The sequence below is a fragment of the Serratia sp. GW822-FHT06D09 genome, from assembly GCF_058799515.1.
In genome coordinates this window covers 181,308-207,476 of record NZ_JBXALO010000009.1, presented here as the reverse complement: position 1 = coordinate 207,476, position 26,169 = coordinate 181,308, and the positions used below count along the sequence as shown (strand labels likewise).

Here is a 26,169-nt window from a genome sequence, read left to right as displayed (position 1 = left end):
TTCATTAAGTCACCTGTTTTGTGTTGAGGTGAGGATATCACCTTTAATCAGGTGGCCAAATTTACTGTGCCACTACACAGACACAATGCTATAATGTGAGGAGTTCGGTACAACGCGCAGAGACTTCTGACCTGGTAACTGGCCATAATAAAAATGACTGTTGTCCGGGACAAAGAAATCATCACCGCTGGCGTTAATGATGTATTTATCAATTTTCAGACGGTTGCCCATATTGGTATTCAGATAAGAAAGCGGGTCTTCCAGTGTCATCAGTTTTGCAAACTCATCTGTACCAATCTGCTGGTCAATGCCCTGTTGATAATACGGATAAAAGGCGACTGGCCAGTTCTTCCCATATGACTGATACATGTGTTCCAGGGACTTTTTAGTATCCAGCAGATCAAAAGCAATAGGAATAACGGCATCAACATCCGGGTCAGACAAGGCAGTAAGCCATGCGGCCCAACCACGCTTGGAGACACCCGTAACCATAAATTTAGTGATATTTTGTTGTGCCAGTTCTTTCTTCGCCAGCCTGAACGCCTGTGATACCGAGGCCGCCATAGGGATATGAAGAGACGCGTCCTGGTATTTCTGAGTATCTCCGACAAACAGTTTCCAGGTATATGCCACACTGTGATCTTCAGTCAGAGGTGTCGCTACTCCCTGATAACTCAGCGCCTGATTAGGAACGTTACTGACTGATATCACAACAGTTCGTGTGGCAACCGCGATGCGTGATAGTTCTTCCTCACTGAAGTTTGTGGCCGCCACAGGACTGCCTGAGCCATCATTGTTGCTGCCGTTATTGATAACAACAAGGGCATTTTTTTCTCTGGCAGAATCAGGAATATAGATATCCACTCCGTTCTGCCAGCGTTCCGGGGAAACGACACCCTGTGGAGACCACGCCTGTGAATTCAGGCTATACCTCTGCAGCATAACGCCAGGCAGCTGTTTTTTTTCCAGGAGAGAATAATCAAGAGGAAGTGATGCAAGTGACATCCTGTAATCAGAAATGACGTGCGTCAGACTGGTATTTTTATCGTATTCACCTGCAGACAACGCCAGACAGGCAGGCGAGATAAACAGCATCGCCAGATATAATATTCTGATTTTCATCATGAAACTCCTTTTAAAGGGTAAATAAGAACTTAAGAACTCATTCATTACAGGCTGATGACCAGCATGGTCACCAGCCTTATTGCTGCATGTTAATCTCCAGTCTTATCTCGCAAACGAATAACAGCCTGCCGCGAGGTGCCGAATTCTCTGGCAATAGCACTAATGCTTGCACCAGCATTAAGACGTTCCAGCACCACCTTTATTCAGCGTACCGAGCCAGTGGCGCATCCTGTCTTTGATCTGATTAATAAAGATTGTCGCATCAGTGGGTGCCTGCAACAGGGAATAATAATATACGCGATTAGTGGAAAAATCGTCTGAGAGATCTTCTGCTGGATCACAATAACGATCCGCGCCGGTGACCCAGATTTCTTTATTGCGCAGACTTTTGCGTAAAACCCGTAATACACAAATTTCATAGTTGATACGATTAATACGTTCTTCACCGGACTGGCTCTGTACGATGACAACATCCCGCCATTTTTTCTGAATAATACCGTCAACAGGTACATCACCCACCGCATAGAAGTTGAAGGGAAAATCCCAGATGCCCCGTATCGGTCATACCCGGTAGCAGGGAAAGCTCGTCAGCAAGCAAACGCCACTCGTCCCTGTCATCAAAAGCCTTCTCCTGTGACAACATCCCAACACCCTGAGTCATCAATGGGTAATCGCTATGGTAGCCATTTCACAGGTGAGTGATTTTTACTCAGTTCCAGTTCAAAAAAGTCAGATGTCGCCTTTGCAGCTTCGCTCCCACTAGGCCTATTCAGGGGTTAAGGTGACTTACCCTGCCCCTCTTATCCCGTTTCACCACATTGTCATAATTAGATAAAAAGCTTATTATCTAATTAATGCACAGGACGTGCCCCCACTGTCGAGGGAATGATGGCAAAGGTTAACTGGTCGCGCAAAGCAGTTAAACAATTGCTGACGCTACCGACTCAGGATCGCTCAGCCATTAGAGACAAGGTCGGGCTGTTAAGCGCGTTTCCGGCCGCCGGACTGGATATCAAAAAATTGCATGGTGCTGACAGCCAATTTCGCCTGCGCGTCGGCAGCTACCGCATTATTTTTGAGATGAGTGATGGTGAACCTATTGTCTGTCTGATCCAACAAGTGAAGCGTAGAACGTCGACAGCTTACTAAACCGCGTTGAGTTGAAATTTAAAATCCGAGGTATGCCAGATGGCGAAGTTACAATATATCCATGATGAATCAGGCAAGCCGCTGTACGTGATATTGCCTCTCGATGAATATAAAAAGCTGGTAGGCCGGCAAGATGACTATGAGTCTGTTCCCTATCATAGCGATGCGCACGATGATGAAACTGTTCCTCATGAAGTGGTCTCTATCATGTTGGATCAGAACATCAGTCTGATAGCCGCATGGCGAATTTTCCGCGGCTTCTCGCAGTACGATGTGGCGACAAGGCTGGGGACTACCCAATCTGCCGTTTCTCAGTGGGAAGCCATTGACTCTAAACCGCAAAAAAAAACCCGGGAAAAACTGGCAGAGTTATACCACTGTAGCCCGTCGCAGATGATGCTCTAATCCGTTCCCCACGCCATAAAAAAAGGTCGCCGAAGCGACCTTTTTTACTGCCCTGATGCCCATCAGAACATCGGTTGTGCCATCTGTACCAGCGTAATCAGCGGCTGCGGATAAACACCCAGCAACAGCACCAACGCGGCGGAGATCAACACCACTACGCCGCCTGCGGTCAACGCCCAGTTATTTGGGGTATCGCGCTGCAGCGCTTCCGGCGCGCTGAGGAACAGGCTGACGGTGACGCGCAGGTAGTAGTACAAACCAATGGCGCTACCCAGCACCACGGCGCCGGTCAACCACCACAGGTGAGCGCTGACGCCCATTGCGATCACGAAGAACTTACCGATAAAGCCCAGGGTCATCGGGATACCGGCCAGTGACAGCATCATCACCGTCATGACGGCGGACAGAATTGGCTTATGCCAGAACAGACCGCGGTAGGAGAACAGTGAATCTGCATCCGGGCCACGGTACGGGCTGGACATCAGGCTGACCACGCCGAACGCGCCCAGGCTGCTGAACAGGTAACCGGCCAGGTAAACCCCGGCGGTTTCCAGCGACAGCTGGTGGGTTTGCACCGCAATCAGCGCCACCAGCAGATAACCCAGGTGGGCAATCGACGAGTAACCCAGCAGACGCTTGATGTTGGTCTGGCTGATGGCCATCAGGTTGCCGAACAAAATCGAACAAACGGCAATGATCGACAGCACCATGCGCAGCGCTTCGTTGTCGGCAGCAGGCGCATACAGGAACAGACGCATAACGACCGCAAAGATAGCAATCTTGCTGGCGGTGGCCAGGAAGGTTGAAACCGGCGCAGGCGCCCCCTGATACACATCCGGCGTCCACAGTTGGAACGGCACCAGCGACAGCTTGAAGCCCAGACCGACAATCATCATGCCCATACCGGCCAGGATCAGCGGCTGGTGCATCATGTTTTCTTGCAGGCTCTTGCCCAGGCCGGCCAGCGACAGGTCACCGGACTCCGCATACAACAGCGCCATACCGAACAGCAGGAACGACGACGCCGCGGCGGACAGCAGCATGTACTTGATGGCCGCTTCCAGCGGTCGCTTCTGGCGGTAGGCGTAGCCCACCAGACCAAACAGCGGCAGCGAGATCAGTTCAATACCGAGGAACAGCGAGGCCAGATGGTTGGCGCTCGCCAGCAGAATGCCACCCAGGGTAGCAATCAGCACCAGCAGGTAGAACTCTTCGCGGTTGTCCGGGTAACCGACCAGCCACGGATAGGCAAAGGTACAGGTCGCCAGACTCGCCAGTATCACCAGCCCGGTATAGAACATCGAGTAGCCGTCAACCCGCAGCAGCGGGGTGACATCCATTGGGCCTGCCTGGCCTACAAAGTACAGCGAAAGCAGCGCCAGGTTTAGCCCGATCACGGTCAGGGTGGCGTTGATAAAGTGGTCGCGTCGCCACGCAATGCCTAGCATCACAACCACCACCGTCAATCCGACGATCAACAGCGGCAACAGTGCGATCAGTTGTTGAGGAGTTATTGTCATGGCGAATTACGGCCTTGTTGTTGAAATTGCTGAAACTGACGAACCAAACCAGTGTTGCACGTTGCTCATCGCCGCATTAGAAGTGTCCAGAATCGGTTGTGGGTAGAACCCCAACAGAACCAGCAACACCACCAACAGCAGAATGATGAACAGCTCACGCGCGGTCATGCCCGGCAAAGGTTGGTCAGACTTGGCTTTGCCGTAGTAGGCACGCTGCATCATGATCAACGAGTAAACCGAAGCAAACACCAGACCGAAGGTAGAAATCACGGTGATCACCGGCACAACCTGATAGCTGCCGAACAGGATCATGAATTCACCGACGAAGTTACCGGTACCCGGCATCCCCAACGTAGCCACCGCGAAGAACAGCGACAGCGCAGGGATGTATTTGATACGCCCCCACAGGCCGCCCATTTCACGCATGTCGCGAGTGTGCAGACGTTCGTACAACTGGCCACAGATGATGAACATACCGGCCGCAGACAGGCCGTGTGCAATCATCTGGATCACTGCACCCTGGTAAGCCAGTTGGCTGCCGGTGTAAATGGCGATCAGGACGAAGCCCATATGGGAAACCGAGGTGTAAGCGATCAGACGCTTGATATCGGTCTGCGCAAACGCCATCCAGGCGCCGTAGAAGATACCGATAACACCCAGCCACATGGCGATTGGCGCGAACTCATGCGAAGCTTCCGGGAACAGCGGCAGGCTGAAGCGCAACAGGCCATAGGCCGCGGTCTTCAGCAAGATCCCCGCCAGGTCGACAGAACCTGCGGTAGGAGCCTGGCTGTGCGCATCCGGCAACCAGCCGTGCAACGGCACCACCGGCATTTTCACCGCGAAGGCGATGAAGAAGCCCAGCATCAACAGGTATTGCACGTTGTGCGACATTGGCGTTTGCAGCAGGTCTTCGTAATCGAAGGTCCACACGCCGGTCGCGTTATAGTGCACAAACACCAGGCCCATAATGGCAATCAGCATCACCAGACCGCTGGCCTGGGTATAGATGAAGAACTTGGTGGCCGCAGTGATGCGGGTTTTCCCGTCCGACGCCTTGTGACCCCAGAGTGCGATCAGGAAGTACATCGGCACCAACATCATTTCCCAGAAGAAGAAGAACAGGAACATGTCGATGGCGAGGAACACGCCGATAACCCCACCCAGGATCCACAGCAGGTTCAGGTGGAAGAAGCCCTGGTATTTCTGGATTTCACGCCAGGAACAGAGGATAGCCAACACGCCCAGCAGGCCGGTCAGCACGACCATCAGCAGTGAAAGTCCGTCCAGCGCCAGGTGGATGGAAATGCCAAAGCGTGGGATCCACGGCAGCAGGAATTCAGACTGCCACTGCGGAATGCCTTTCGGCGTAGTCAACGTGTAGCCGCCCTGCATCCACAGATGCAGAGAAAGCGCCAATGTCAGCCCCATTGCGATCAACGCAATCCAGCGCGGCACCTTAGTACCGAAGCGCTCAAACTGCCAGCACAGCAGACCGCCAATAAAGGGGATAAGAATTAGCCAAGGTAATAGCATGGCGTTTTGTGTCCCTTATTCTACCGTTGTCTTTCACGCTGTGGCGTCGTTGGCTACGTTCGCTCACCCCGGTCACTTACTTCAGTAAGCTCCCGGGGATTCACGCACTTGCCGCCTGGCCACAACGCGAAATTCATACGGTATAAAACATTGTACATAGCACAGCGCTATGCCCGATAAATGCTTTAAATTATTATCAACAGAGCCAATACGACCACTGCACCCACACCCATAGACGCTATATACCAACGCACCTGACCGTTCTCGCTCACTGTCAGACCACGGTTCCCCCAGCGGGAGAAAATGGCCGGCAAGTTCATCATCGAGTTCAGCGGATCACGTTGCAGCAACTTCGCAATACCCAGGTACGGCTTGACGAATACTTTGTCGTACAGCCAGTCGAAGCCCCAGGCATGGAACCACCAGGTAGAGAAGAAACGTCCCGGTGCGCTATTGGCGATGCGGGTAACCAGGGTACGTTTGCCCAGCCACAGCGCCGCCGCTAACAGGATGCCAACAATAGCCACTACGCCGGAGGTAATTTCCAACTGCAGCACGCTACCGTGCGCCAGCTCGGTGGTATCTGGCAGTACGCCCTGCAGTGGCGGAACAATCATCGCGCCAACGAAGGTGGACAGCACCAGCAGAACCAACAGCGGCAGGTGGTGAGTGATGCCTTTACCGGCATGCGCTTTGATTTTCTCTTCGCCATGGAACACGATGAAAATCATACGGAAGGTGTACAGCGAGGTCATGAACGCACCGACCAGGCCGGCAATCATCAGGTTGATGTGACCGTTGGCCATCGCACCCGCCAGGATCTCATCCTTACTGAAGAAGCCTGCGGTGATCAGCGGCAGTGCCGACAGCGCAGCGCCCCCCACCAGGAAGCAGACGTAAACCAGTGGAATGCTCTTGCGCAGGCCGCCCATCTTGAAGATGTTCTGCTCGTGATGGCAAGCCAGGATCACTGAACCGGAGGAGAGGAACAGCAGCGCCTTGAAGAACGCATGGGTCATCAGATGGAAGATTGCTGCATCCCACGCCTGCACACCCAACGCCAGGAACATGTAACCAATCTGGCTCATGGTGGAGTAGGCAAGTACGCGTTTGATGTCAGTCTGTACCAGCGCGGCAAAGCCGGCCAGCACCAGGGTCACTGCCCCGATAATGCCCACCAGATGCAACACTTCCGGCGCCATCAGGAACAGGCCGTGCGTACGGGCAATCAGGTAAACGCCCGCGGTCACCATGGTCGCCGCGTGGATCAGTGCGGAAACCGGGGTTGGACCCGCCATGGCGTCTGCCAGCCAGGTCTGCAACGGCAGCTGCGCTGATTTACCGACCGCGCCGCCCAGCAACATCAGGGTAGCCCAGGTGATCGCCGTATCGCCGACCGCCAGTTTTTGCGGTGCCAGGATCATCAGTTCGCGGATGTTCAGCGTGCCCAGCTCGTTGTAGAGGATGAACAGCGCGAACGCCAGGAACACGTCGCCGACGCGGGTCACGATGAAGGCTTTCATCGCCGCAGCACCGTTGGCCGGATCCTTGTAGTAGAAGCCGATCAGCAGGTAGCTGCACAGGCCCACGCCTTCCCAGCCCAGGTACATCAGCAACAGGTTGTCTGCCAGTACCAATACCACCATGCTGGCGATAAACAGGTTGGTGTAAGCGAAGAAGCGCGAGTAGCCCTCTTCACCGCGCATGTACCAGGACGCGAACATGTGGATGAAGAAGCCCACGCCGGTGACCACGGACAACATGGTCAACGACAGGCCGTCCAGCGTCAAAGTCACGCCGATATTAAAGTTACCGACGGTCATCCAGTTCCACAGGCTCTGCTCAAACAGCTGCACGCCCGTCGCTTTCTGGGCGAAGAAATCCATCGCCACATGCACCGTGACCAACGCAGCCAGGCCGATAGAGCCTACGCCAATGGTTGCCGAGACGTTCTCAGACCAGCGGCCTCGTGAAAAGGCCAACAGCAGGAACCCGATCAGCGGTAGCAGAATAGTTAAATATAATAGGTTCATCCGCGCATCTCACTGACAGTATCAATATTCAGGGTATGACGGCGACGGTAGAGCTGCAGCAGCAACGCCAGACCGATACTGGCCTCGGCTGCCGCCAAACTGATCGCCAGGATGTACATCACCTGCCCATCCGGTTGGCCCCAGTAACTACCCGCCACGATAAACGCCAATGCTGCGGCGTTGATCATCACTTCCAGACTGATCAGCATAAACAGCAGATTACGACGAACCAGCAACCCGGTCAGACCCAGGACGAACAGGATCGCCGCCAGAATCAGGCCATGTTGAAGAGGGATCATGCTTGCTCCTCCGATTTTCTTCTCGCCATTTCGCCACCAACCGGCGCGTTGCTCAACACCTCACCCGGTTTGTGCTCACGGCCAATGTGGAAGGCAACAACCAGACCTGCCAACAGCAGCATTGAAGCCAGCTCAACCGCCAACACGTAAGGACCGAACAGGCTGATCCCCACGGCTTTGGCGTCTACCATCTCACCGCTGATGCCCTGATCGGACACGCTGCGAATCGCGAAAATCAGCACCGCCAGCAGCAGCAACGACAGCAGGCCCGGACCGATCCATACCGACGGCTTCAGCCAGTCGCGCTCTTGCTTTTGTACCGCGCTGCCGAGGTTCAACATCATGACCACGAACACGAACAGCACCATGATGGCACCGGCGTAAACGATGATCTCCAACGCCGCTGCGAAGTACGCGCCGAGTGAGAAGAAGACTGCAGAGATCGCCAACAGCGAGACGATCAGATACAGCAACGCATGCACAGGGTTGGTATGCGAGATCACGCGAATGGTCGCGATCACCGCAATCAAACCTGCCAGATAAAAGGCAATTTCCATGCTTGCTGGCTCCTTAAGGCAACAGACCTTTGACGTCGATCGGTTTGGCTTCGTTTTCGGCTTCGCCCTTGGCTTTGCCGTCAATCGCCATACCGGCCATCCGGTAGAAGTTATATTCCGGATATTTACCCGGCCCCGAGATCAACAGATCTTCTTTTTCGTACACCAGGTCCTGGCGTTTGAACTCACCCATTTCGAAATCCGGCGTCAGCTGGATCGCGGTAGTTGGGCAAGCTTCTTCGCACAGGCCGCAGAAAATGCAGCGCGAGAAGTTGATGCGGAAGAACTCCGGATACCAACGGCCATCTTTCTGTTCTGCTTTTTGCAGCGAGATACAGCCCACCGGGCAGGCAACCGCACACAGGTTACAGGCTACGCAACGCTCTTCACCGTCCGGATCGCGCGTCAGCACGATACGGCCACGGTAACGCGGCGGCAGGTAAACCGGTTCTTCCGGATACATCTGGGTTTCGCGCTTGGCGAAGGCATGCAGGCCTATCATCCAAATGCTGCGCACCTGGGTGCCGAAACCAACCAATAACTCTTTCAATGTCATGGTTTATTCACCCCTTATTGAGCGTTGTACAAAATGACTGCGGCAGTTGCCAGCAGGTTCAGCAGCGTCAGCGGCAGACACACTTTCCAGCCGAAGGCCATTACCTGGTCATAGCGCGGACGTGGCAGAGCAGCACGAATCAGAATGAACATCATCATGAAGAAAGCCGTTTTCAGCGCGAACCAGATGAATGGCGGCAGGAATGGCCCCTGCCAGCCACCGAAGAACAACGTCACAATCAGGGCAGAAACGGTGACGATACCGATGTACTCACCCACGAAGAACAGACCGAACTTCATGCCGGAGTATTCAATGTGGTAACCGTCAGCCAGTTCCTGCTCGGCTTCCGGTTGGTCAAACGGGTGACGGTGACACACCGCAACGCCGGCAATCGCAAAGGTCACGAAACCGAAGAATTGCGGGATGACGTTCCACAGATGCGCCTGAGATTCAACAATGGTCTGCATGTTGAAGGAGTCCGCCTGCGCCACCACGCCCATCAGCGACAGGCCGATGAACACTTCGTAGCTCAGGGTTTGCGCAGAAGCACGCATCGCCCCCAACAGCGAGTATTTGTTGTTGCTCGACCAGCCGGCGAACAGCACGGCGTATACCGCCAGGCCGGCCATCATCAGGAAGAACAAAATACCGATGTTGAGGTCGGACACCGCCCAGGTCGGACTGACCGGAACGATGGCAAATGCCAGCAACAGGGAAGTAAAGGCGATCATCGGCGCCAGGGTGAAGATCACCCGGTCGGAGAATTTCGGAACCCAGTCTTCCTTGAAGAACATTTTGATCATGTCGGCGACCAGCTGCAGCGAACCGCCCCAGCCGACACGGTTTGGTCCGTAACGGTTCTGGAACAGGCCGAGCAGGCGACGTTCGCCGAAGCTCATGAAAGCACCGCAGGTGACGACGACCAGCAGGATCACTACCGCTTTAAGCACGGAGATCAGAATGTCGATCACCTCAGGGGTAAACCAGCTCATCGTGTTGCCTCCCGCAGATTTTCAACCGTCGCACCCACCAATACCGGCGGGATCCCTGGCAAGCCAAGCGGTAAGCCCACCTGGCCCTGGGTCAGCGTTTCACTCAGGCGCACCGGCAGACGCAGCGTCTGGCCCGCACAGCTGAACTCCACCAGCGCGCCGGCATTCACGCCAAGCGTAGCGGCATCCGCCGGGTTCACCATCACGTAGGCCTCTGGCATACGCTGCTGGATCACGCCGGAACGCTGTGACATTTCATCACTGCCGAACAGGTGGTAATAAGGCGCGACACGCCAGCCTTGCTCATGATCAAAGGCGGCAGGCACCTGGGTGAAGTAATCCAGCTTGCCCTCCCCTGCTTCGATCAGACGCACGCCCGGATCGCCATGACGCAGCTTGCCGCCCACTTCGGCCTGGAACTTGTTCCATGCCTGCGGTGAGTTCCAACCTGGTGCCCAGGCGAACGGGATCTGCTGACGATCGGCCAGCGGGCTGTTGTTCCCTTCCATCGAGAAGGCGAACATGGTGTCTTTATCCTGCGGCTGACGCGGCTCGTGCACGCTGATGTTGGCGCGCATAGCCGTACGACCACTGGAACGATGCGGCGAACGTGCCAATTTTTGACCTCGGATGCGGAAACTTGCGTCCGGTGCCGCGTCCACAATGCCCTGCAGCTGCGGCAACGCGGTAACACAGGCTTCGATAACGTGATCGAGCTGCGTCCAGTCCACGTGACGGCTGGTATAGGTGGAATGCAGCGAGTGCATCCAACGCCAGCTTTCCAGCATTACGGTGTAAACGTCTTTTTTCGCGTCGTCGTAGTAGGCCGGATCGTAAACCTGGAAGAAACGCTGTGCGCGACCCTCCTGGTTGACCAGGGTACCGTCGCTTTCTGCAAAGCTGGCCGCCGACAGGATCAGGTTGGCCCGATCCATGATCGCGGTGCGCTGATGATCAACCACGATCAGGTTGCTGACCTTGGCCAACGCGGCGTCCACTTTTGCCGCCTGCGCATGCCGGTAGAGATCGTTTTCCATCACGATAGCGGTGTCTGCTTCGCCGTTTTCCAGCTGCGACAGCGCCTGATCGAGCGAACCACCGCCAATCATCGACAAACCGATGCTGTTGGCCGCGCTGGCCACGAAGGTGATACCCACATCAGAGCCGCGATCCTTCAGCGCTTTGGCGATGTTGGCCGCCGCTTCGATGATGGCTTCGCTGCCGGCGTTGCTACCGGTGACGATCAGCGGTTTACGTGCGTCGGTCAGCGCCTGCACGATGATATCGACTTTCTTGTTCAGGCCGTCAGCCAAATCGTTGACCGCCGGTGCCGCATTATCCAGCCCGTGGGCGATGGCGAAGCCGAGACGCGCTTGCTCATCTACCGGTGCACGGTAGTTCCACGCAGCGATGTCGTCCAGACGGGTGTTGTCCACGTTGGTGACGAACAGTGGGTACTTGGCATGCTGACCAATGTTTTGTATCGCGGCAATCTGCCAGTCGGCAACGCGCTGGGCTGCAGCCATGGCGCGAGCCTTGCCCTTCACCGCCTGACGTACCGACAAAGCAATACGTGCGCCGGTCTGGGTCAGATCTTCACCCAGCACCAATACCGCGTCGTAGCCTTCAATTTCGCGCAGCGCAGGCGTGTGAACGCCGCTGTTTTGCAGCACGTTCAGCATCAGGTTCAGACGACCCTGTTCCGCCTGTGAAATACCGGTGTAGAAATTCTCGGCACCGACCAGTTCACGCAGTGCGAAGTTGCTTTCCAGACTGGCGCGGGGTGAGCCGATACCGATGGTTTTCTTCGCCTGACGCAGGATGTCCGCCGCGCCCTGCATAGCCTGTTCGGCGTTCAGGGTGATCCAGTCGTTGCCGCGCAGCTGCTGTGGCTGACGTGGACGATCTTTCTGGTTCACGTAGCCATAACCGAAGCGGCCGCGGTCGCACAGGAAGTAGTGGTTCACGCTGCCGTTATAGCGGTTTTCGATGCGACGCAATTCACCATAGCGCTCGCCCGGGCTGGTGTTACAGCCGATGCTGCACTGCTGGCAAATGCTTGGTGCAAACTGCATGTCCCACTTACGGTTATAACGCTCGGAGTGGGTTTTGTCGGTGAACACGCCGGTCGGGCACACTTCTACCAGGTTGCCGGAGAACTCGCTTTCCAGCGTGCCGCTCTCAACACGACCGAAATAGACGTTATCGTGCGCGCCGTACACACCGAAGTCGGTGCCGTCCGCATAATCCTTGTAATAGCGTACACAACGGTAGCAGGCGATGCAGCGGTTCATCTCATGCGAGATAAACGGCCCCAGTTCCTGGTTGTTGTGGGTACGCTTGCTGAAGCGGTATTTACGGAAGCTGTGGCCGGTCATTACTGTCATATCCTGCAGGTGACAGTTACCGCCTTCTTCACATACCGGACAGTCGTGCGGGTGGTTGGTCATCAACCACTCAACCACGCTTTCACGGAACTGTTTGGCTTCGGCATCGTCGATGGAAATAAAGGTTCCATCGGATGCCGGTGTCATACAAGACATCACCAAACGGCCACGCGTATCTTCCGCGTTTTGGTATTGCTTTACCGCACATTGGCGGCAAGCGCCGACGCTTCCCAGCGCCGGATGCCAGCAAAAGTAAGGAATATCGAGGCCGAGAGAGAGACAAGCCTGCAACAGGTTGTCAGCTCCATCTACGTCGTATTCTTTGCCGTCTACATGAATCGTAGCCATAGTCAGCATGCTTCCAAGTGGCCTGCCTTGCGGCAGGCGTTAATCAAAAATTCTGGCCGTGTCGTCGGGGCGAGTCGGCTTACCAGCGTTGCTTCAGCAGGTTGTTCGGCTGAATGCCGCCAATCGCATGCGCGTTACTGAAATGCTTCACGGCGATGCCCGCTTCGAACTCTTCACGGAAATATTTAATTGCGCTTTGCAGTGGCTCTACGGCACCTGGCGCGTGGGCGCAGAAGGTTTTGCCCGGGCCGAGGGAACGGCACAGCTGCTCGAGGGTTTCGATATCCCCCGGCTGCCCTTGGCCATTTTCCAACGCACGCAGGATCTTCACGCTCCACGGCAGGCCGTCACGGCATGGCGTACACCAACCGCAGGACTCGCGAGCGAAGAACTCTTCCAGGTTGCGCACCAACGGAACCATACCGATTTCGTGGTCCACCGCCATCGCCAGCGCGGTGCCAAGACGGCTGCCGGCTTTACCGATGTTCTCGAAGTCCATTGGCAGATCGAGATGATCGGCAGTCAGGAAGTCGGTCCCTGCGCCACCTGGCTGCCAGGCTTTGAAACGCAGTCCGTCACGCATGCCACCGGCGTAATCTTCCAGAATTTCACGTGCGGTGGTACCAAACGGCAGCTCCCAAACGCCTGGGTTTTTCACCCGGCCGGAGAAGCCCATCAGTTTGGTCCCGGCGTCGTTACTTTTGCCGGCGGAGATCCCCTTGTACCAGTCAATGCCGTTCGCCAGAATGGCCGGCACGTTACACAGGGTTTCTACGTTATTAACGCAGGTCGGTTTGCCCCATACGCCGGAGGAAGCCGGGAATGGTGGCTTGGAGCGCGGGTTGGCGCGGCGGCCTTCCAGCGAGTTAATCAGCGCGGTTTCTTCGCCACAGATGTAGCGACCGGCACCGGTATGAACAATCAGCTCGAAGTCGAAACCGCTGCCCATGATGTTCTTGCCCAGATACCCGGCTTCGGTAGCTTCGGCAATCGCACGGCGCAAATGCACCGCCGCTTCGATGTACTCACCGCGCAGGAAGATATAGCCGCGGTAAGCCTTCAGCGCGAAAGCCGAGATCAGCATGCCTTCCACCAACAGGTGCGGCATCTGTTCCATCAGCAAGCGGTCTTTATAGGTGCCCGGCTCCATTTCATCGGCGTTACACAGCAGGTAACGGATGTTCATGGATTCGTCTTTCGGCATCAGGCTCCACTTCAGACCGGTGGAGAAACCTGCGCCGCCGCGGCCTTTCAACCCGGCGTCTTTCACCAGGTTGACGATCTCGTCCGGAGCCAGGCCTTTAATGGCCTTTTCGGCGCCCGCATAGCCGTTTTTGCTGCGGTATTCATCCAGCCAGACCGGCTGTTTGTCATCGCGCAGTCGCCAGGTCAGCGGGTGCATTTCGGGAGTGCGTACAATGTCTTTAATCATTGATACTGCTCCAGTAGCGTCTCGATATCTTCAGGCTTCAGCTGACTGTGAGTGTCCTCATCAATCATCATGGTCGGCCCTTTATCGCAGTTGCCCAGACAGCAGGTTGGCAGCAGAGTGAAGCGACCATCAAAGGTGGTTTGACCCGGTTTGATGCTTAGCTTCTTCTCGATGGCGGCCTGAATGCCCTGGTAACCGGTGATGTGACAAACAACGCTGTCACAATAACGGATCACGTGACGTCCTACTGGCTGACGGAAAATCTGGCTGTAGAACGTGGCCACGCCTTCTACGTCGCTGGCAGGAATGCCCAGCACTTCCGCGATGGCATAAATCGCACCGTCCGGAACCCAGCCGCGCTGCTTCTGCACAATTTTCAGTGCTTCGATTGAGGCGGCGCGTGGATCCTCGTAATGGTGCTTTTCGTGCTCGATCGCATCACGTTCTTCCGCGCTCAGCTCAAATGCATCAACGCCGCTCTGAGGAGCGGCCGCATTGATGGGTTCAAGCGCTTCGTTATTCGCGTGATTGTCTTTTTGATCATGCATAGTTAGCGGTCCACATCTGACATTACAAAATCGATACTACCCAGATAGACGATCAGGTCGGAGACCAGGCTGCCACGGATTACCGCTGGGATTTGCTGCAGGTGCGCGAAGCTTGGCGTACGTACCCGGGTGCGGTAGCTCATGGTGCTGCCGTCGCTGGTCAGGTAGTAGCTGTTGATCCCTTTGGTGGCTTCAATCATCTGGAATGATTCGTTGGCTGGCATCACCGGGCCCCAGGAAACCTGCAGGAAGTGGGTGATCAGCGTTTCAATGTGCTGCAGCGTACGCTCTTTCGGCGGCGGCGTGGTCAGCGGGTGATCGGCCTTGAACGGGCCTTCCGGCATGTTGTTCAGGCACTGCTCAAGGATGCGCAGGCTCTGGCGCAGCTCTTCTACCTTCAGCATCACGCGGGTGTAGCAGTCGCTGTTGCCGTCGCCGACCGGGATTTCGAAGTCGAAATTCTCATAGCCGGAATACGGACGCCATTTACGCACGTCGAACTCGATACCGGTAGCACGCAGGCCGGCGCCGGTCACGCCCCACTCCAATGCCTCTTTGGCATTGTAGGATGCAACACCCACGGAACGGCCTTTCAGGATGCTGTTCTTCAGCGCAGCCTTGACGTAGGAGTCCAGGCGTTTTGGCATCCACTCCAGGAATTCACGCAGCAGACGATCCCAACCGCGCGGCAGATCGTGTGCAACACCGCCAATACGGAACCAGGCCGGGTGCATACGGAAACCGGTGATCGCTTCCACCAGATCGTAAATTTTCTGACGGTCGGTAAAGGCGAAGAACACCGGGGTCATGGCGCCGACGTCTTGAATGAACGTGCTGATGTACAGCAGGTGGCTGTTGATGCGGAACAGTTCGGACAGCATCACGCGAATAGTGTCAACGCGCTCCGGCACCTTGATACCGGCCAGCTTTTCAACCGCCAACACGTAAGGCATTTCGTTCACGCAGCCGCCGAGGTACTCGATACGGTCGGTGTACGGAATGTAGCTGTGCCAGGACTGACGCTCGCCCATTTTCTCGGCGCCACGGTGGTGGTAACCGATATCCGGAACGCAGTCGACGATCTCTTCGCCATCCAGTTGCAGAATGATACGGAATGCACCGTGCGCAGATGGGTGGTTCGGGCCAAGGTTGAGGAACATGAAGTCCTCGTTCTCGGTGCCACGCTTCATGCCCCAGTCTTCCGGCTTGAAGGTCAGCGCTTCCATTTCCAGATCTTCTTTCTGTTTGGTCAACACAAAGGGATCGAACTCGGTGGCGCGCGCCGGGTAATCCTTACGCAGCGGGTGGCCTTCCCAGGTTTGCGGCATCATGATGCGCGTCAGGTGCGGGTGGCCGTCGAAGGTAATACCGAACATTTCCCAGGTTTCACGCTCATACCAGTTGGCATTAGGGAAAACCTTGGTTGCTGTGGGCACGTGCAGGTCTTTTTCAGACAGCGCCACTTTCAGCATGATATCGCGGTTGCGTTCGATAGAAATCAGATGGTAGAAAACAGAAAAATCCGCGGCCGGCAAACCGTCGCGGTGGGTGCGAAGACGCTCGTCCACGCCATGCAGATCGAACAGCATGACGTAAGGCTTCGGCTGTTTTCTCAAAAACGTCATTACTTCCAGTAACTGGTCAGGCTTGACCCATACCACGGGCATTCCGGTACGGGAGGGCTGAACAGTGAAGGCTTCCGGCCCAAAACGGTTGCGCAGTTCGCCAATCACCGGATCGTCGAGGTGATCTCGGGTCTGCCAGGCCGGCAAGGCGTCGTGCGTCGTTGAATCTGTCATAATTTTTTTTCACCACACTAAAGGGTTATTTCGCCGCAAGTTCACTTTTCGCTGTGTTAACCAATAGCGCACTAAGATGGACGTTAAATGAACGTCTTAAATCTCGTCAGGCGTCCGAAGGTTGGTCACCGCGATACGCTCGCCGTGTTTACGCTCTCTTTCAGACTGCATATTGGCGCGGTAAACGCCCTGATCGCCAACAACCCAGGACAGCGGACGGCGTTCTTTGCCGATCGATTCCTGCAGCAGCATCAGCGCCTGCATGTAAGCTTCTGGACGCGGTGGACAACCCGGGATATACACATCGACCGGCAAGAATTTGTCCACGCCCTGCACGACGGAATAGATATCGTACATGCCGCCGGAGTTGGCACAGGCCCCCATGGAGATCACCCACTTTGGCTCCAGCATCTGTTCGTACAGGCGCTGAATAACCGGGGCCATCTTGGTAAAGCAGGTACCGGCTACGACCATCAGGTCAGCCTGACGCGGCGAAGCACGCAATACTTCGGCACCAAAACGAGCCACGTCGTGAACGGCGGTAAACGACGTCACCATCTCCACGTAACAGCACGAAAGGCCAAAGTTATAGGGCCAAATAGAGTTTTTACGCCCCCAGTTCACCATGTCATGCAATGCATGTTCGAGTTTACCCATGTAAACCGTGCGGTGAACCTGTTGATCCAGGGGATCGGCGACGACCTCCTGTTTTTGCAGGGGGTAACGGTCGTTCTCACCGTTCGGGTCTATGCGGGTGAGCGTATAGTCCATCTTAATGCCTCGTTTTTTACCGACTACTGCGGATGACTGTTGGTGTTAGTGATCGTGCCTGGTTTACTCAGACGTTTGGAACGCGACGGTGTCCAGTCCAATGCGCCGATACGCACCAGATAAAACAGACCGGCCAATAGCACCAAAATGAAAATGGCGGCTTCGATGAAGCCAACCCAACCGCTCTCGCGAATGGAGACCGACCAGGCGTACAGGTACAAGGCTTCAACATCGAAAATAACGAAGAACATGGCGACCAGGTAGAACTTGGCGGACAGACGCATACGCGCCGTGCCGACAGAGTCGATGCCTGATTCAAACGGGGTATGTTTGGCACGCGCACGGGCTCTCCCACCCAGGAAGAACGCGCCCAGCAGCATTAAACCGCAAAGCCCGATAGCCACGACAAAAAATACGGCGAACGCCCAGTGATGAGCGATAACTTCAGTGGTTGTTGACATACTCTATGCTTACTCATCAAAAGTGGCGTCGATCGCTCTGCTCTTGTATCTGGCAGTTAGTGCACCACATCGATTTAAGGGAAGGATAAATAAACCACACAAACAAACTGCTTTTACAGCGAGTTAGGCAGCGTTTTACTGTGGGCTTTTTACTCCTTTCTATAACCTTTTGTCAACTTTGACAAAAGTATCTACACACTAGTTTACATACGTATCATTTAATTAACATTTGATGCGCCTGGCTTAGGCTAAATCGTGTCAGTTAATTGCCGTGTAGAAACAGATAGATATAAACCAACATGCACATTTCAGTTTTACTATACCATTGTCTCAGGAATCTCCTGTTCTTCCACTCACTACCTAGGGGTATTTTTTTGATCCAGGACACGTTTTCAGCATAAAACCTCAAAAAAAGTGTGGCCCTTTAATAAATTTTGTCAATTCTTGCGGTAAAAATCGCCGTGACACGCTATCAAAATAACCCTATCTATTCCAGGTCTTTAGCGGTGAAATTAATCGTTCAAAAAATAAGCGAAAGTCATTTTTTTCGTCTGATAACCGTTCTCATTACCCAGAAAAACTTAAATAAATACCCACTTCGATATCTGAATCAAACGAACTCGATATAAATAAAACTTTTACCGAATTTTGGCCAAAAAAAAACCTCCGCCGAAGCAGAGGTTTTATCATCCCGTTTTAACGCGTTTCGGCGTTATTCTTCATCATCAACCAAACAAGCATCATCTTGCAACGATGCCCCAGGTCCATTGAAGCTGTAGTTGTCATTGCCATTCTGCATGGCGCTGAATATCGCCATCGCCAGCTCATTACCGCACTGAGGATCCTTGCACAGGCTGTATTGAGTATCAGGCAACGCGGGTAACCCCTCGGTTGCACCAAGCACACGCAGGTCCGGACTCATCATTTCTATTGGGCGAACGGTAATGCCCAGCCCGGCCTTACAGGCGGCGCGAACGGCGGAAAGCGTCGAAGCCACATAGGCGATCCGCCATGGGATCCCGGCGTCATCCAGGTGTTTGATCGCCATCGCGCGGAATGGACTTGGATCGTCCATCACCACCAACGGGATCGGTTCGCCAGCCTGGAAATGGTAATCGGCCGCGCAATACCACAGGGTTGGCGAGGTACGCAGCACAATGTGCGGGCGATCTGCGGCAGCTATAGTGGTGATGGCCAGATCGACTTCGCCGCTTTCCAGCATGTCGACCATGAACGAGCTGGGTTTCACCCGGACATCAATCGCCAGTTTTGGGTACACCGACGTGACGCGGTTAAGCAAGAAAGGCAGGATGGTATCGGCGGTATCGTCGGAAGCGCCAATAGTCAGAACACCCTTTATATTGTTGTACATCAACGAAGTACAGGCTTCGTCATTGAAGCGCAGGATTTTCCTGGCGTAGCCGAGAAGCTGAATACCGTGTTCGGTCAGTAATTTATTGCGCCCATGTCGGGCAAACAACTCTTTGCCAACCAGTTGCTCTAACCGCTGCATTTGTTGGCTGACGGCTGATTGAGTGCGACAAACGGCGACTGCCGCCGCCGCAAAAGTATTCAAATCAGCAACAGCTACAAAGGTTCTTAGCAGATCGAGGTCGAGATTGAGTATCGGACGATTTGCAGTTGTCATAGTGTTTTCTTCACTTTTTGAATTCTAATTTACAAACTACCCTGGTGTGTTTCTAAGACATCGTTAAAGGACGATGCCAGACATGACAGTACCCCACTCATAAGTGGAGGGCAAAAAAATTACTTTTATTTCGTTACCTCTATCGCCTTTTAAAATGTGATCTATCGTGAATGCTTATAGAAATGCCGTACTTTATAAGTGGTGAAAGTGTTTCATTTTTACCGGGTTAAATATTTTACTCATTCAACGCGTGAGATTTCCACACCAATCGTGCTGCATAACTCCCGCGTCCAGACTGGCCTCAGCGCCGTTTTCTGCACAGAAAAATCCGTAGTTCGCAGCGTAACGTCTGGTTCATTTTTTCATGACTTTAATAAATTCAATCAGTAACATTTATTGCGTGAATAAATCAGAAATAACTACTTAAACAGCGCTTAAGATAGAAACTGAAATACGGCTAATGTAATTCATCCTTGTCTTTCAGTTTGGATCGCCGATTGACATCCCGCTATCAGACTACTCTGGCATTATCATTTCTTTACATTTTAACTTCTTTAATCTTTGGCCGGATAACCCGTTTGTCGGGTCCCGTTCCGTTACGGGGATGATACCGGGTAATTATGACTGCACACCACCACAAAGACAGAATTAAATACCAATTTCAAAATAAAATGCAGCACTAAAACCCACCAAAACACTTTAACATTGCTTATCTCACCTGGGTTCCTGCGTTACCCCCTTCGTTTGCACCAAAGGCGTGCATGGCCCTTCAAAAGCGCCCGCGCCAGGAGTACATTGGGCAGGTTGCGGCATTCCACGGTAGGAACGCCCCCATCCCAGCAAAAGGCTCAACTTTTTATGTCCCCCATTGAGAAATCCAGCAAACTGGACAACGTCTGCTATGACATTCGTGGCCCGGTGCTCAAAGAAGCTAAACGTCTTGAAGAAGAAGGCAATAAAGTCCTGAAACTGAACATCGGCAACCCAGCCCCATTCGGTTTCGATGCCCCTGATGAAATCCTGGTCGACGTGATCCGCAATTTGCCCACGGCGCAAGGGTATTCTGATTCCAAAGGGCTCTTCTCGGCGCGTAAAGCGATCATGCAGCACTACCAGGCCCGCAACATACGCGACGTGACCGTTGAGGATATCTACATTGGCAACGGGGTTTCCGAGCTGATCGTGCAATCCATGCAGGCGTTGCTCAATAGCGGCGACGAAATGCTGGTGCCGGCGCCGGATTACCCACTGTGGACCGCGGCAGTTTCGCTGTCCGGCGGTAAAGCCGTGCATTATCTGTGCGATGAGCAAGCCGGCTGGTTCCCGGATCTGGATGACATCATCAGCAAGATCACTCCACGCACCCGCGGCATCGTGATCATCAACCCGAACAACCCAACCGGTGCGGTGTACAGCAAGGCCTTGCTGGAGCAGATCGTCGAGATCGCCCGTCAGCACAACCTGATCATCTTCTCCGATGAGATTTACGACAAAATTCTGTATGACGAAGCCGAACACCATTCGATCGCCGCGCTGGCACCGGACCTGCTGACCGTCACCTTTAACGGATTGTCCAAAACTTACCGTGTGGCGGGTTTCCGTCAGGGTTGGATGGTGCTGAACGGGCCGAAAAAACACGCCAAAGGCTATATCGAAGGCCTGGAAATGCTGGCGTCGATGCGTCTGTGCGCTAACGTACCGATGCAGCACGCTATTCAAACCGCACTGGGCGGTTACCAAAGCATCAGCGAATTTATTCAACCCGGCGGCCGTCTGTATGAACAGCGTAATCGCACCTGGGAACTGTTGAACGAAATCCCAGGGGTTTCCTGCGTGAAACCTCAGGGCGCGCTGTATATGTTCCCACGCATCGATGCCAAACGTTTTAATATTCACGACGATCAGAAATTGGTGCTGGATCTGCTGCTGCAGGAAAAAGTGCTGCTGGTGCAGGGCAGCGCCTTCAACTGGCCGTACCCGGATCATGTGCGCATCGTTACGCTGCCGCGTGTAGATGAACTGGAAATGGCGGTCGGCAAACTGGGCCGCTTCCTGGAAGGCTATCGTCAATAGTCATGATGGGCGCAGCCTGCTGCGCCCTTCTCCCCCATCACCGCACTGCCTGAGTTGCATAACCCGCCATCACTGCTCACAATGGAACCCTCACTTGCCGTTGTATAAGAGAGCACCATGAGCCAGAGCCACTTTTTTGCCCATCTGTCACGTTTGAAACTGATTAACCGCTGGCCGCTGATGCGCAATGTACGTACCGAGAACGTTTCCGAGCACAGCCTGCAGGTGGCATTTGTCGCCCATGCGCTGGCGGTGATCAAGAACCGGAAGTTCAATGGCAACCTGAGCGCCGAGCGTGTCGCCCTGCTGGCGATGTACCACGATGCCAGTGAAGTGATCACCGGCGATATGCCGACGCCGATCAAATACTACAATCCGCAGATCGCCCACGAGTACAAGAAGATCGAAAAGATCGCCCAGCAGAAACTGCTGGATATGATCCCGGCCGAATTGCGCAACGATTTCCGCTCGATTCTCGACGAGCACTATTACACCGAGGACGAAAAGTTGGTGGTGAAGCAGGCCGATGCGCTGTGCGCCTACCTGAAGTGTCTGGAGGAGCTGTCTGCCGGCAATAACGAATTCAAGCTGGCGAAGGCGCGATTGGACAAGACCTTGCAGCAGCGCAGCAGCCCGGAAATGGACTATTTCATGAACGTGTTTATTCCCAGCTTCAGCCTGTCGCTGGACGAAATCAGCCTCGACTCCTCCCTGTAAATCTTATGGCGCAGCCCGCTGCGCCGTTAAAATGCATACAGCCAGGGCACGATAATCACGCTAACCAGCATCACCAACAGCGTGAACGGCACGCCCATACGCACAAAATCACCGAACTTATAATTCCCTGGCCCCAACACCAACGTGTTCACCGGGGAAGAAACCGGCGTCATAAAGGCCGCCGAAGCGGCAATGGCGATAATCATGGCAAACGGGTACGGTGACACCCCCATTTCGCGGGCGGCGGCAATGGCGATCGGCGCCATCAACACCGCGGTTGCCGTATTGGAGATAAACAACCCAATAGTGGCGCACAGAACAAACAGGCACACCAGCATCACCCTTGGCCCGGCACCGCCGGCAACGTCCATTAACCCGCGCACGATCAAATCCACCCCGCCAGTCTTCTGCAATGCCTGAGCAAAGGGCATCATGCCGACAATCAAAATAATGCTCGGCCAGTGGATCGATTTGTAGGCACTTTCCATGTCGATACAGCGGAACTTACCCATCAGCAGGCAGGCAATCAATGCGGCGATCGGATTGGGGATCTCGTCGGTCAGCATCATCGCCACCATCAACGCCAGACAGAATAATGCGTGCGGCGCCTGGGTGATGGCCGGCGCAACCTCGTCGACCTCGGCAGGCAGATTGAGCACGATAAAATCGTGGGTTTTGGCCTGCAGTTGGCGAATCGCCTTCCAGTCGCCAATCACCAACAGAATGTCGCCCAGCGCCAGGGGCTCATCCACCAGCTTGCCCGCCAGGGTTTCGCCATTACGGCGGATCCCCACCACGTTCAGATCGTAACGGCTGCGAAAGGCGGATTCGCGCAGGCTTTTGCCCAATAGCGTCGAGTCAGGAATCAACGACACTTCCGCCATACCGACGTTGCGCGACTGCTCGGAAAAATAGTCGCCGCGCAGAACCATAGGTTCCAGTTGCTGCTCACTGCAAAATTCCCGTAAATCGACCTGGCTGTCCGACATGTCGAGCAGCAGCACATCGCCTTCGCGCAGCTCGGTGCTGCCGGATGCGCTGACCATTACCCGCCGAAAGCGCTTCCAGCGTTCAATGCCCACCACATTGGCGCCGTAGCGAGCACGCAGGTGCAGCTCGTCAAGGGAATGTCCCACCAGCGGCGAACCGCTGCGCAGCGCCAGCCGACGCGCCCGGCCGGTCAGCTTGTAGTCACGGATCAGATCGCGGAAGGTGCGTCGCTGCCAGGTTTCGCGCGTCTTATCGCCGTCTTCATTACCCAGCCAACGGCGAGCCACCAGCATATAGCCCACGCCCAACACCAGCACCGCCAGGCCTACCGGCGTCACGCCGAAGAAGCCAAAACCGCTGATGCCTTCGCGCACCAGCTCGCTGTTTACCACCATGTTCGGCGGGGTCGCCACCAGGGTCATCATGCCGCTGATCAGGCCGGCAAAGCTCAGCGGCATCATCAACCTTCCCGGGGCAATTTTCATTCGCGCCGCCACGCTGAGCACTACCGGGATAAAAATTGCCACCACGCCGGTCGAGCTCATGAATGCCCCCAGGCCGGCGACGGTGACCATCAACAACATCAGCATTTTGGTTTCGCTACTGCCGGCGACCTTCACCAGCCAGTCTCCCACCTGATAAGCCACCCCGGTACGCACCAGCCCTTCACCAATCACGAACAGCGCAGCAATCAGGATCACGTTGGGATCGCTGAACCCGACCGTGGCCTCCGGCAGGGTCAGGGTACCGCTCAGCACAAAGGCGATGATCACCAGCAACGCCACTACGTCCATACGCAGTTTATTGGTGGTAAACAACACAATGGCAATCAACAGTAAACTCAGCACCCACAGTAATTCGCTGTTCAAAACGGCCTCACCCGGCAGAGATATCCAAGGGCTTAAAAATTAGCATAAAAAAACCCCGCGGGTGCGGGGTCTAATCAATTTGGGTGAAGATAACGCGTTACGCCACCAGGTTAATCGCGGCGCCCTGCTCCGTTTTGCTCACGGCGATCTGCTCAAGCGATGACAGCAGCAGATCGACCTGATCCAACTTTGGCGCATCGGCTGGTGCATTGACGGCAATCACCTGGCAGCCTGCGGCCAACCCGGACAGAATGCCGGCAGCGGCGTCTTCCACCACCACACAATCTTGCGGTGCCAACCCCAGGCGCTCAGCCCCCAGCAGATACGCATCCGGCTGCGGCTTACCCTTTTTCACCTGCTCGGCAGTAATGAAAACCTCCGGCTGTGGTAGGCCACCGGCGTTCCGCCGAGCGGTAGCTACCGGGATCGAGCCGGAAGTGACGATCGCCCAGGGAATGTCGAGTTGATTCAAGCGTGCCAGCAAGGCAGCGGCGCCGGGCAGTGCGGTAACGCCCTCGGTGTCCTGCGCTTCCACCTGTTCCAGCAGCAGAAACTCCTGCTGGATCGCCGCCTCGCTTTCACCCGGCATAAAATGACGCAACGAGGTAATGGCCTGTTTACCGTGAATAAAATCCAGCACGTCCTGCGGATCAACGCCGCGGCGTTTGGCCCAGTTAACCCAGGCGCGCTCTACCGCAGGCAATGAATCCACCAACGTCCCATCAAGATCGAACAGAAAACCCTTACACTCCACAGGAAACCTCTTTTAATCAGGCATTGATAATTTGCGCTATCTCAACGGCGCTCAAGTGATACTGGCGTGGGCATGACAGCCAGATAGCCAGCATACGCTGGTACTTTTCCCACATTTTGGTTTGGGCGTTGAAGCCGTGGCTGCCGGAATCGAAATGAGTATAGCGCCCCTCGGTGTTAACCAGGAAACGCACGTAGCTCAGATGGCGCGCCTCGGTCGCGGCGTCAAAGCCGAGAAACGCCAGGCGGCGGGCTTCAATACCTTGTTTGTCTTTCAGATTGTCCCAGGAAACCTGCAGCGCGTGGTGCATTTCCATCACGTTGATAATGGTGCGGCACACGTCTTCGCTCATTTCGCCGAAGTCGCGATCCAGCTCGCGCATCTGCAGGCCAAAACCGCGTTCGATAATGGTCTGCAAGCGACGGTAACGTTCGGCGTTATCCGGGTCCAGCAGGGTCATCATCTTGTATTGGTTCGACAGGATCAGGCGTTGGGCGTGGGTCATTTCCATTATAATTTCCTCGATAAATTACTCATGGCGAAAGCATCGCACAGCGCAATATCACAGGAAATCACAACTCGCCGGTTCTTTGATTTGAACGGGGGTTATTGGCCAGAACGCTAAAATGGCCGCCGGCAATACGGCCATTTTTAGTGTTAAAGGTCATCCAGGAAGGTTTTATCCAGCTGCTTGAAGGCGCGCTTCAGCAGGTCTGCCAACGACTGGTAGGTTGGCGTGCCTTCTACCGGCGCGACGGCCTGACCGGCTTCCGTCAGCTTGTTGCGTACCTCATGGAACCACTGCAGCAGCGTGGGCGGCAACGGGGTAACCGAACGACGGCCCAACCACCACAGACCCTGCATCGGCATGCTGCAGGCAAACAGTGCGGTGGCGATCGCCGGGCCCAGTTGGCCCCCCAGGGCAATCTGCCAGGTCAGGGTAAACACCGCCAGCGGCGGCATAAAGCGGACGGCAAAGCGGGTGGCACTCGCAACGCGATTCTCCGGAAAGACCGGAGCCAGACGTTTGTCTGACGGCCAGGTTTTCATGTAATGCTGCCCGCGCTGGAAGACCTGAAACCAGCTTACGGAACCGGACGGTTTGCTCGTCATCGCGTACCTCAACGTCACAAAGAAAAATAAGGGCACGGCCAACACATACTAAAAAATTTGAAGCTTTAAATTTATTTTGTGTTTGCC

The 26,169-nt window shown here is 54.8% G+C and carries 23 protein-coding genes and 2 pseudogenes; 4 read left to right on the top strand and 21 right to left on the bottom strand.

Annotated elements, in window-relative coordinates; all coding sequences use genetic code 11:
• Positions 1-72: 72 nt before the first annotated feature.
• From AC1RKG_RS20365 to AC1RKG_RS20355, 3 genes and pseudogenes are all read right to left on the bottom strand, one after another.
• The gene (locus AC1RKG_RS20365) at positions 73-1,125 is read right to left on the bottom strand and encodes a PhoPQ-activated protein PqaA family protein (RefSeq protein WP_493183642.1); all 1,053 of its coding nucleotides are present in this window, start codon (positions 1,123-1,125) and stop codon (positions 73-75) included.
• Between the two features lie 89 nt (positions 1,126-1,214).
• Positions 1,215-1,319, bottom strand: a pseudogene (locus AC1RKG_RS20360) (helix-turn-helix domain-containing protein); the annotation flags it as partial.
• Between the two features lies 1 nt (position 1,320).
• Positions 1,321-1,653: pseudogene (locus AC1RKG_RS20355) on the bottom strand (Tn3 family transposase); the annotation flags it as partial.
• Positions 1,654-2,013: 360 nt separating this feature from the next.
• Between AC1RKG_RS20355 and AC1RKG_RS20350 the strand changes: the two are divergent.
• Positions 2,014-2,274 carry a type II toxin-antitoxin system RelE family toxin gene (locus tag AC1RKG_RS20350; protein ID WP_493183641.1) on the top strand — a complete coding sequence of 87 codons (261 nt, stop codon included), beginning with the start codon at positions 2,014-2,016 and terminating at the stop codon, positions 2,272-2,274.
• Between the two features lie 39 nt (positions 2,275-2,313).
• On the top strand, positions 2,314-2,679 hold the full coding sequence (locus AC1RKG_RS20345) for a helix-turn-helix domain-containing protein (protein WP_122079905.1): 366 nt from the start codon (positions 2,314-2,316) through the stop codon (positions 2,677-2,679).
• Positions 2,680-2,741: 62 nt separating this feature from the next.
• Here the strand turns inward: AC1RKG_RS20345 and nuoN are convergent, their stop codons facing one another.
• From nuoN to lrhA, 14 genes are all read right to left on the bottom strand, one after another.
• Complete coding sequence (nuoN, locus tag AC1RKG_RS20340) at positions 2,742-4,199, bottom strand: NADH-quinone oxidoreductase subunit NuoN (RefSeq protein WP_044552632.1); 1,458 nt, start codon at positions 4,197-4,199, stop codon at positions 2,742-2,744.
• 6 nt (positions 4,200-4,205) lie between these two features.
• A complete protein-coding gene (nuoM, locus tag AC1RKG_RS20335; protein ID WP_020827841.1) occupies positions 4,206-5,735 on the bottom strand; it encodes an NADH-quinone oxidoreductase subunit M in 1,530 nt (509 codons plus the stop codon).
• 185 nt (positions 5,736-5,920) lie between these two features.
• Complete coding sequence (gene nuoL / locus AC1RKG_RS20330; RefSeq protein ID WP_187961707.1) at positions 5,921-7,768, bottom strand: NADH-quinone oxidoreductase subunit L; 1,848 nt, start codon at positions 7,766-7,768, stop codon at positions 5,921-5,923.
• Positions 7,765-8,067, bottom strand: a complete 303-nt coding sequence (gene nuoK, locus AC1RKG_RS20325; RefSeq protein ID WP_012146014.1) for an NADH-quinone oxidoreductase subunit NuoK — start codon at positions 8,065-8,067, stop codon at positions 7,765-7,767. Before nuoK ends, nuoL begins: the two co-directional genes overlap by 4 nt.
• Positions 8,064-8,624 carry an NADH-quinone oxidoreductase subunit J gene (gene nuoJ / locus AC1RKG_RS20320; RefSeq protein WP_020827843.1) on the bottom strand — a complete coding sequence of 187 codons (561 nt, stop codon included), beginning with the start codon at positions 8,622-8,624 and terminating at the stop codon, positions 8,064-8,066. The genes nuoK and nuoJ overlap by 4 nt, the downstream gene beginning before the upstream one ends.
• A gap of 13 nt (positions 8,625-8,637) precedes the next feature.
• Positions 8,638-9,180 carry an NADH-quinone oxidoreductase subunit NuoI gene (nuoI, locus tag AC1RKG_RS20315; RefSeq protein WP_004947256.1) on the bottom strand — a complete coding sequence of 181 codons (543 nt, stop codon included), beginning with the start codon at positions 9,178-9,180 and terminating at the stop codon, positions 8,638-8,640.
• Positions 9,181-9,194: 14 nt separating this feature from the next.
• Entirely contained in the window at positions 9,195-10,172 is a 978-nt protein-coding gene (gene nuoH / locus AC1RKG_RS20310) for an NADH-quinone oxidoreductase subunit NuoH (protein ID WP_020827844.1), read from the bottom strand.
• Positions 10,169-12,907 (bottom strand): NADH-quinone oxidoreductase subunit NuoG, encoded by a 2,739-nt coding sequence (nuoG, locus tag AC1RKG_RS20305; protein WP_041415534.1) that lies wholly within the window; start codon positions 12,905-12,907, stop codon positions 10,169-10,171. The genes nuoH and nuoG overlap by 4 nt, the downstream gene beginning before the upstream one ends.
• A 79-nt stretch (positions 12,908-12,986) precedes the next feature.
• Positions 12,987-14,339, bottom strand: a complete 1,353-nt coding sequence (gene nuoF / locus AC1RKG_RS20300) for an NADH-quinone oxidoreductase subunit NuoF (RefSeq protein ID WP_020827846.1) — start codon at positions 14,337-14,339, stop codon at positions 12,987-12,989.
• Positions 14,336-14,887, bottom strand: a complete 552-nt coding sequence (gene nuoE / locus AC1RKG_RS20295) for an NADH-quinone oxidoreductase subunit NuoE (protein ID WP_104410952.1) — start codon at positions 14,885-14,887, stop codon at positions 14,336-14,338. The genes nuoF and nuoE overlap by 4 nt, the downstream gene beginning before the upstream one ends.
• 2 nt (positions 14,888-14,889) lie before the next feature.
• Positions 14,890-16,686, bottom strand: a complete 1,797-nt coding sequence (nuoC, locus tag AC1RKG_RS20290; RefSeq protein ID WP_020827848.1) for an NADH-quinone oxidoreductase subunit C/D — start codon at positions 16,684-16,686, stop codon at positions 14,890-14,892.
• A gap of 96 nt (positions 16,687-16,782) precedes the next feature.
• Positions 16,783-17,457, bottom strand: a complete 675-nt coding sequence (locus AC1RKG_RS20285; RefSeq protein ID WP_012146021.1) for a NuoB/complex I 20 kDa subunit family protein — start codon at positions 17,455-17,457, stop codon at positions 16,783-16,785.
• A gap of 23 nt (positions 17,458-17,480) precedes the next feature.
• The gene (locus tag AC1RKG_RS20280; protein ID WP_020827849.1) at positions 17,481-17,918 is read right to left on the bottom strand and encodes an NADH-quinone oxidoreductase subunit A; all 438 of its coding nucleotides are present in this window, start codon (positions 17,916-17,918) and stop codon (positions 17,481-17,483) included.
• 712 nt (positions 17,919-18,630) lie between these two features.
• Entirely contained in the window at positions 18,631-19,566 is a 936-nt protein-coding gene (gene lrhA, locus AC1RKG_RS20275) for a transcriptional regulator LrhA (RefSeq protein WP_493183640.1), read from the bottom strand.
• 858 nt (positions 19,567-20,424) lie between these two features.
• Here lrhA and AC1RKG_RS20270 point away from each other — a divergent pair.
• Positions 20,425-21,639, top strand: a complete 1,215-nt coding sequence (locus AC1RKG_RS20270) for a pyridoxal phosphate-dependent aminotransferase (protein WP_020827851.1) — start codon at positions 20,425-20,427, stop codon at positions 21,637-21,639.
• 117 nt (positions 21,640-21,756) lie between these two features.
• Positions 21,757-22,356: a 5'-deoxynucleotidase gene (gene yfbR, locus AC1RKG_RS20265; RefSeq protein WP_020827852.1), complete on the top strand. Its 600-nt coding sequence runs from the start codon at positions 21,757-21,759 to the stop codon at positions 22,354-22,356.
• A 26-nt stretch (positions 22,357-22,382) separates the two neighbouring features.
• On the opposite strand, the gene AC1RKG_RS20260 is transcribed toward yfbR, so the two are convergent.
• The 4 genes from AC1RKG_RS20260 to yfbV form a co-directional block, all read right to left on the bottom strand.
• Positions 22,383-24,215, bottom strand: a complete 1,833-nt coding sequence (locus AC1RKG_RS20260) for an SLC13 family permease (protein ID WP_232807826.1) — start codon at positions 24,213-24,215, stop codon at positions 22,383-22,385.
• Between the two features lie 97 nt (positions 24,216-24,312).
• On the bottom strand, positions 24,313-24,969 hold the full coding sequence (locus tag AC1RKG_RS20255; protein ID WP_046373051.1) for a sugar phosphatase: 657 nt from the start codon (positions 24,967-24,969) through the stop codon (positions 24,313-24,315).
• 16 nt (positions 24,970-24,985) lie between these two features.
• On the bottom strand, positions 24,986-25,480 hold the full coding sequence (locus AC1RKG_RS20250) for a YfbU family protein (protein WP_020827855.1): 495 nt from the start codon (positions 25,478-25,480) through the stop codon (positions 24,986-24,988).
• 146 nt (positions 25,481-25,626) lie between these two features.
• Entirely contained in the window at positions 25,627-26,082 is a 456-nt protein-coding gene (gene yfbV, locus AC1RKG_RS20245) for a terminus macrodomain insulation protein YfbV (RefSeq protein WP_020827856.1), read from the bottom strand.
• Between the last annotated feature and the right edge of the window lie 87 nt (positions 26,083-26,169).

Bases quoted from the DNA above. Each gene is read 5' to 3' on its own strand.
- AC1RKG_RS20365 (WP_493183642.1), bottom strand. From the start codon at position 1,125: ATGATGAAAATCAGAATATTATATCTGGCGATGCTGTTTATCTCGCCT.
- AC1RKG_RS20350 (WP_493183641.1), top strand. From the start codon at position 2,014: ATGGCAAAGGTTAACTGGTCGCGCAAAGCAGTTAAACAATTGCTGACG.
- AC1RKG_RS20345 (WP_122079905.1), top strand. From the start codon at position 2,314: ATGGCGAAGTTACAATATATCCATGATGAATCAGGCAAGCCGCTGTAC.
- nuoN (WP_044552632.1), bottom strand. From the start codon at position 4,199: ATGACAATAACTCCTCAACAACTGATCGCACTGTTGCCGCTGTTGATC.
- nuoM (WP_020827841.1), bottom strand. From the start codon at position 5,735: ATGCTATTACCTTGGCTAATTCTTATCCCCTTTATTGGCGGTCTGCTG.
- nuoL (WP_187961707.1), bottom strand. From the start codon at position 7,768: ATGAACCTATTATATTTAACTATTCTGCTACCGCTGATCGGGTTCCTG.
- nuoK (WP_012146014.1), bottom strand. From the start codon at position 8,067: ATGATCCCTCTTCAACATGGCCTGATTCTGGCGGCGATCCTGTTCGTC.
- nuoJ (WP_020827843.1), bottom strand. From the start codon at position 8,624: ATGGAAATTGCCTTTTATCTGGCAGGTTTGATTGCGGTGATCGCGACC.
- nuoI (WP_004947256.1), bottom strand. From the start codon at position 9,180: ATGACATTGAAAGAGTTATTGGTTGGTTTCGGCACCCAGGTGCGCAGC.
- nuoH (WP_020827844.1), bottom strand. From the start codon at position 10,172: ATGAGCTGGTTTACCCCTGAGGTGATCGACATTCTGATCTCCGTGCTT.
- nuoG (WP_041415534.1), bottom strand. From the start codon at position 12,907: ATGGCTACGATTCATGTAGACGGCAAAGAATACGACGTAGATGGAGCT.
- nuoF (WP_020827846.1), bottom strand. From the start codon at position 14,339: ATGATTAAAGACATTGTACGCACTCCCGAAATGCACCCGCTGACCTGG.
- nuoE (WP_104410952.1), bottom strand. From the start codon at position 14,887: ATGCATGATCAAAAAGACAATCACGCGAATAACGAAGCGCTTGAACCC.
- nuoC (WP_020827848.1), bottom strand. From the start codon at position 16,686: ATGACAGATTCAACGACGCACGACGCCTTGCCGGCCTGGCAGACCCGA.
- AC1RKG_RS20285 (WP_012146021.1), bottom strand. From the start codon at position 17,457: ATGGACTATACGCTCACCCGCATAGACCCGAACGGTGAGAACGACCGT.
- AC1RKG_RS20280 (WP_020827849.1), bottom strand. From the start codon at position 17,918: ATGTCAACAACCACTGAAGTTATCGCTCATCACTGGGCGTTCGCCGTA.
- lrhA (WP_493183640.1), bottom strand. From the start codon at position 19,566: ATGACAACTGCAAATCGTCCGATACTCAATCTCGACCTCGATCTGCTA.
- AC1RKG_RS20270 (WP_020827851.1), top strand. From the start codon at position 20,425: ATGTCCCCCATTGAGAAATCCAGCAAACTGGACAACGTCTGCTATGAC.
- yfbR (WP_020827852.1), top strand. From the start codon at position 21,757: ATGAGCCAGAGCCACTTTTTTGCCCATCTGTCACGTTTGAAACTGATT.
- AC1RKG_RS20250 (WP_020827855.1), bottom strand. From the start codon at position 25,480: ATGGAAATGACCCACGCCCAACGCCTGATCCTGTCGAACCAATACAAG.
- yfbV (WP_020827856.1), bottom strand. From the start codon at position 26,082: ATGACGAGCAAACCGTCCGGTTCCGTAAGCTGGTTTCAGGTCTTCCAG.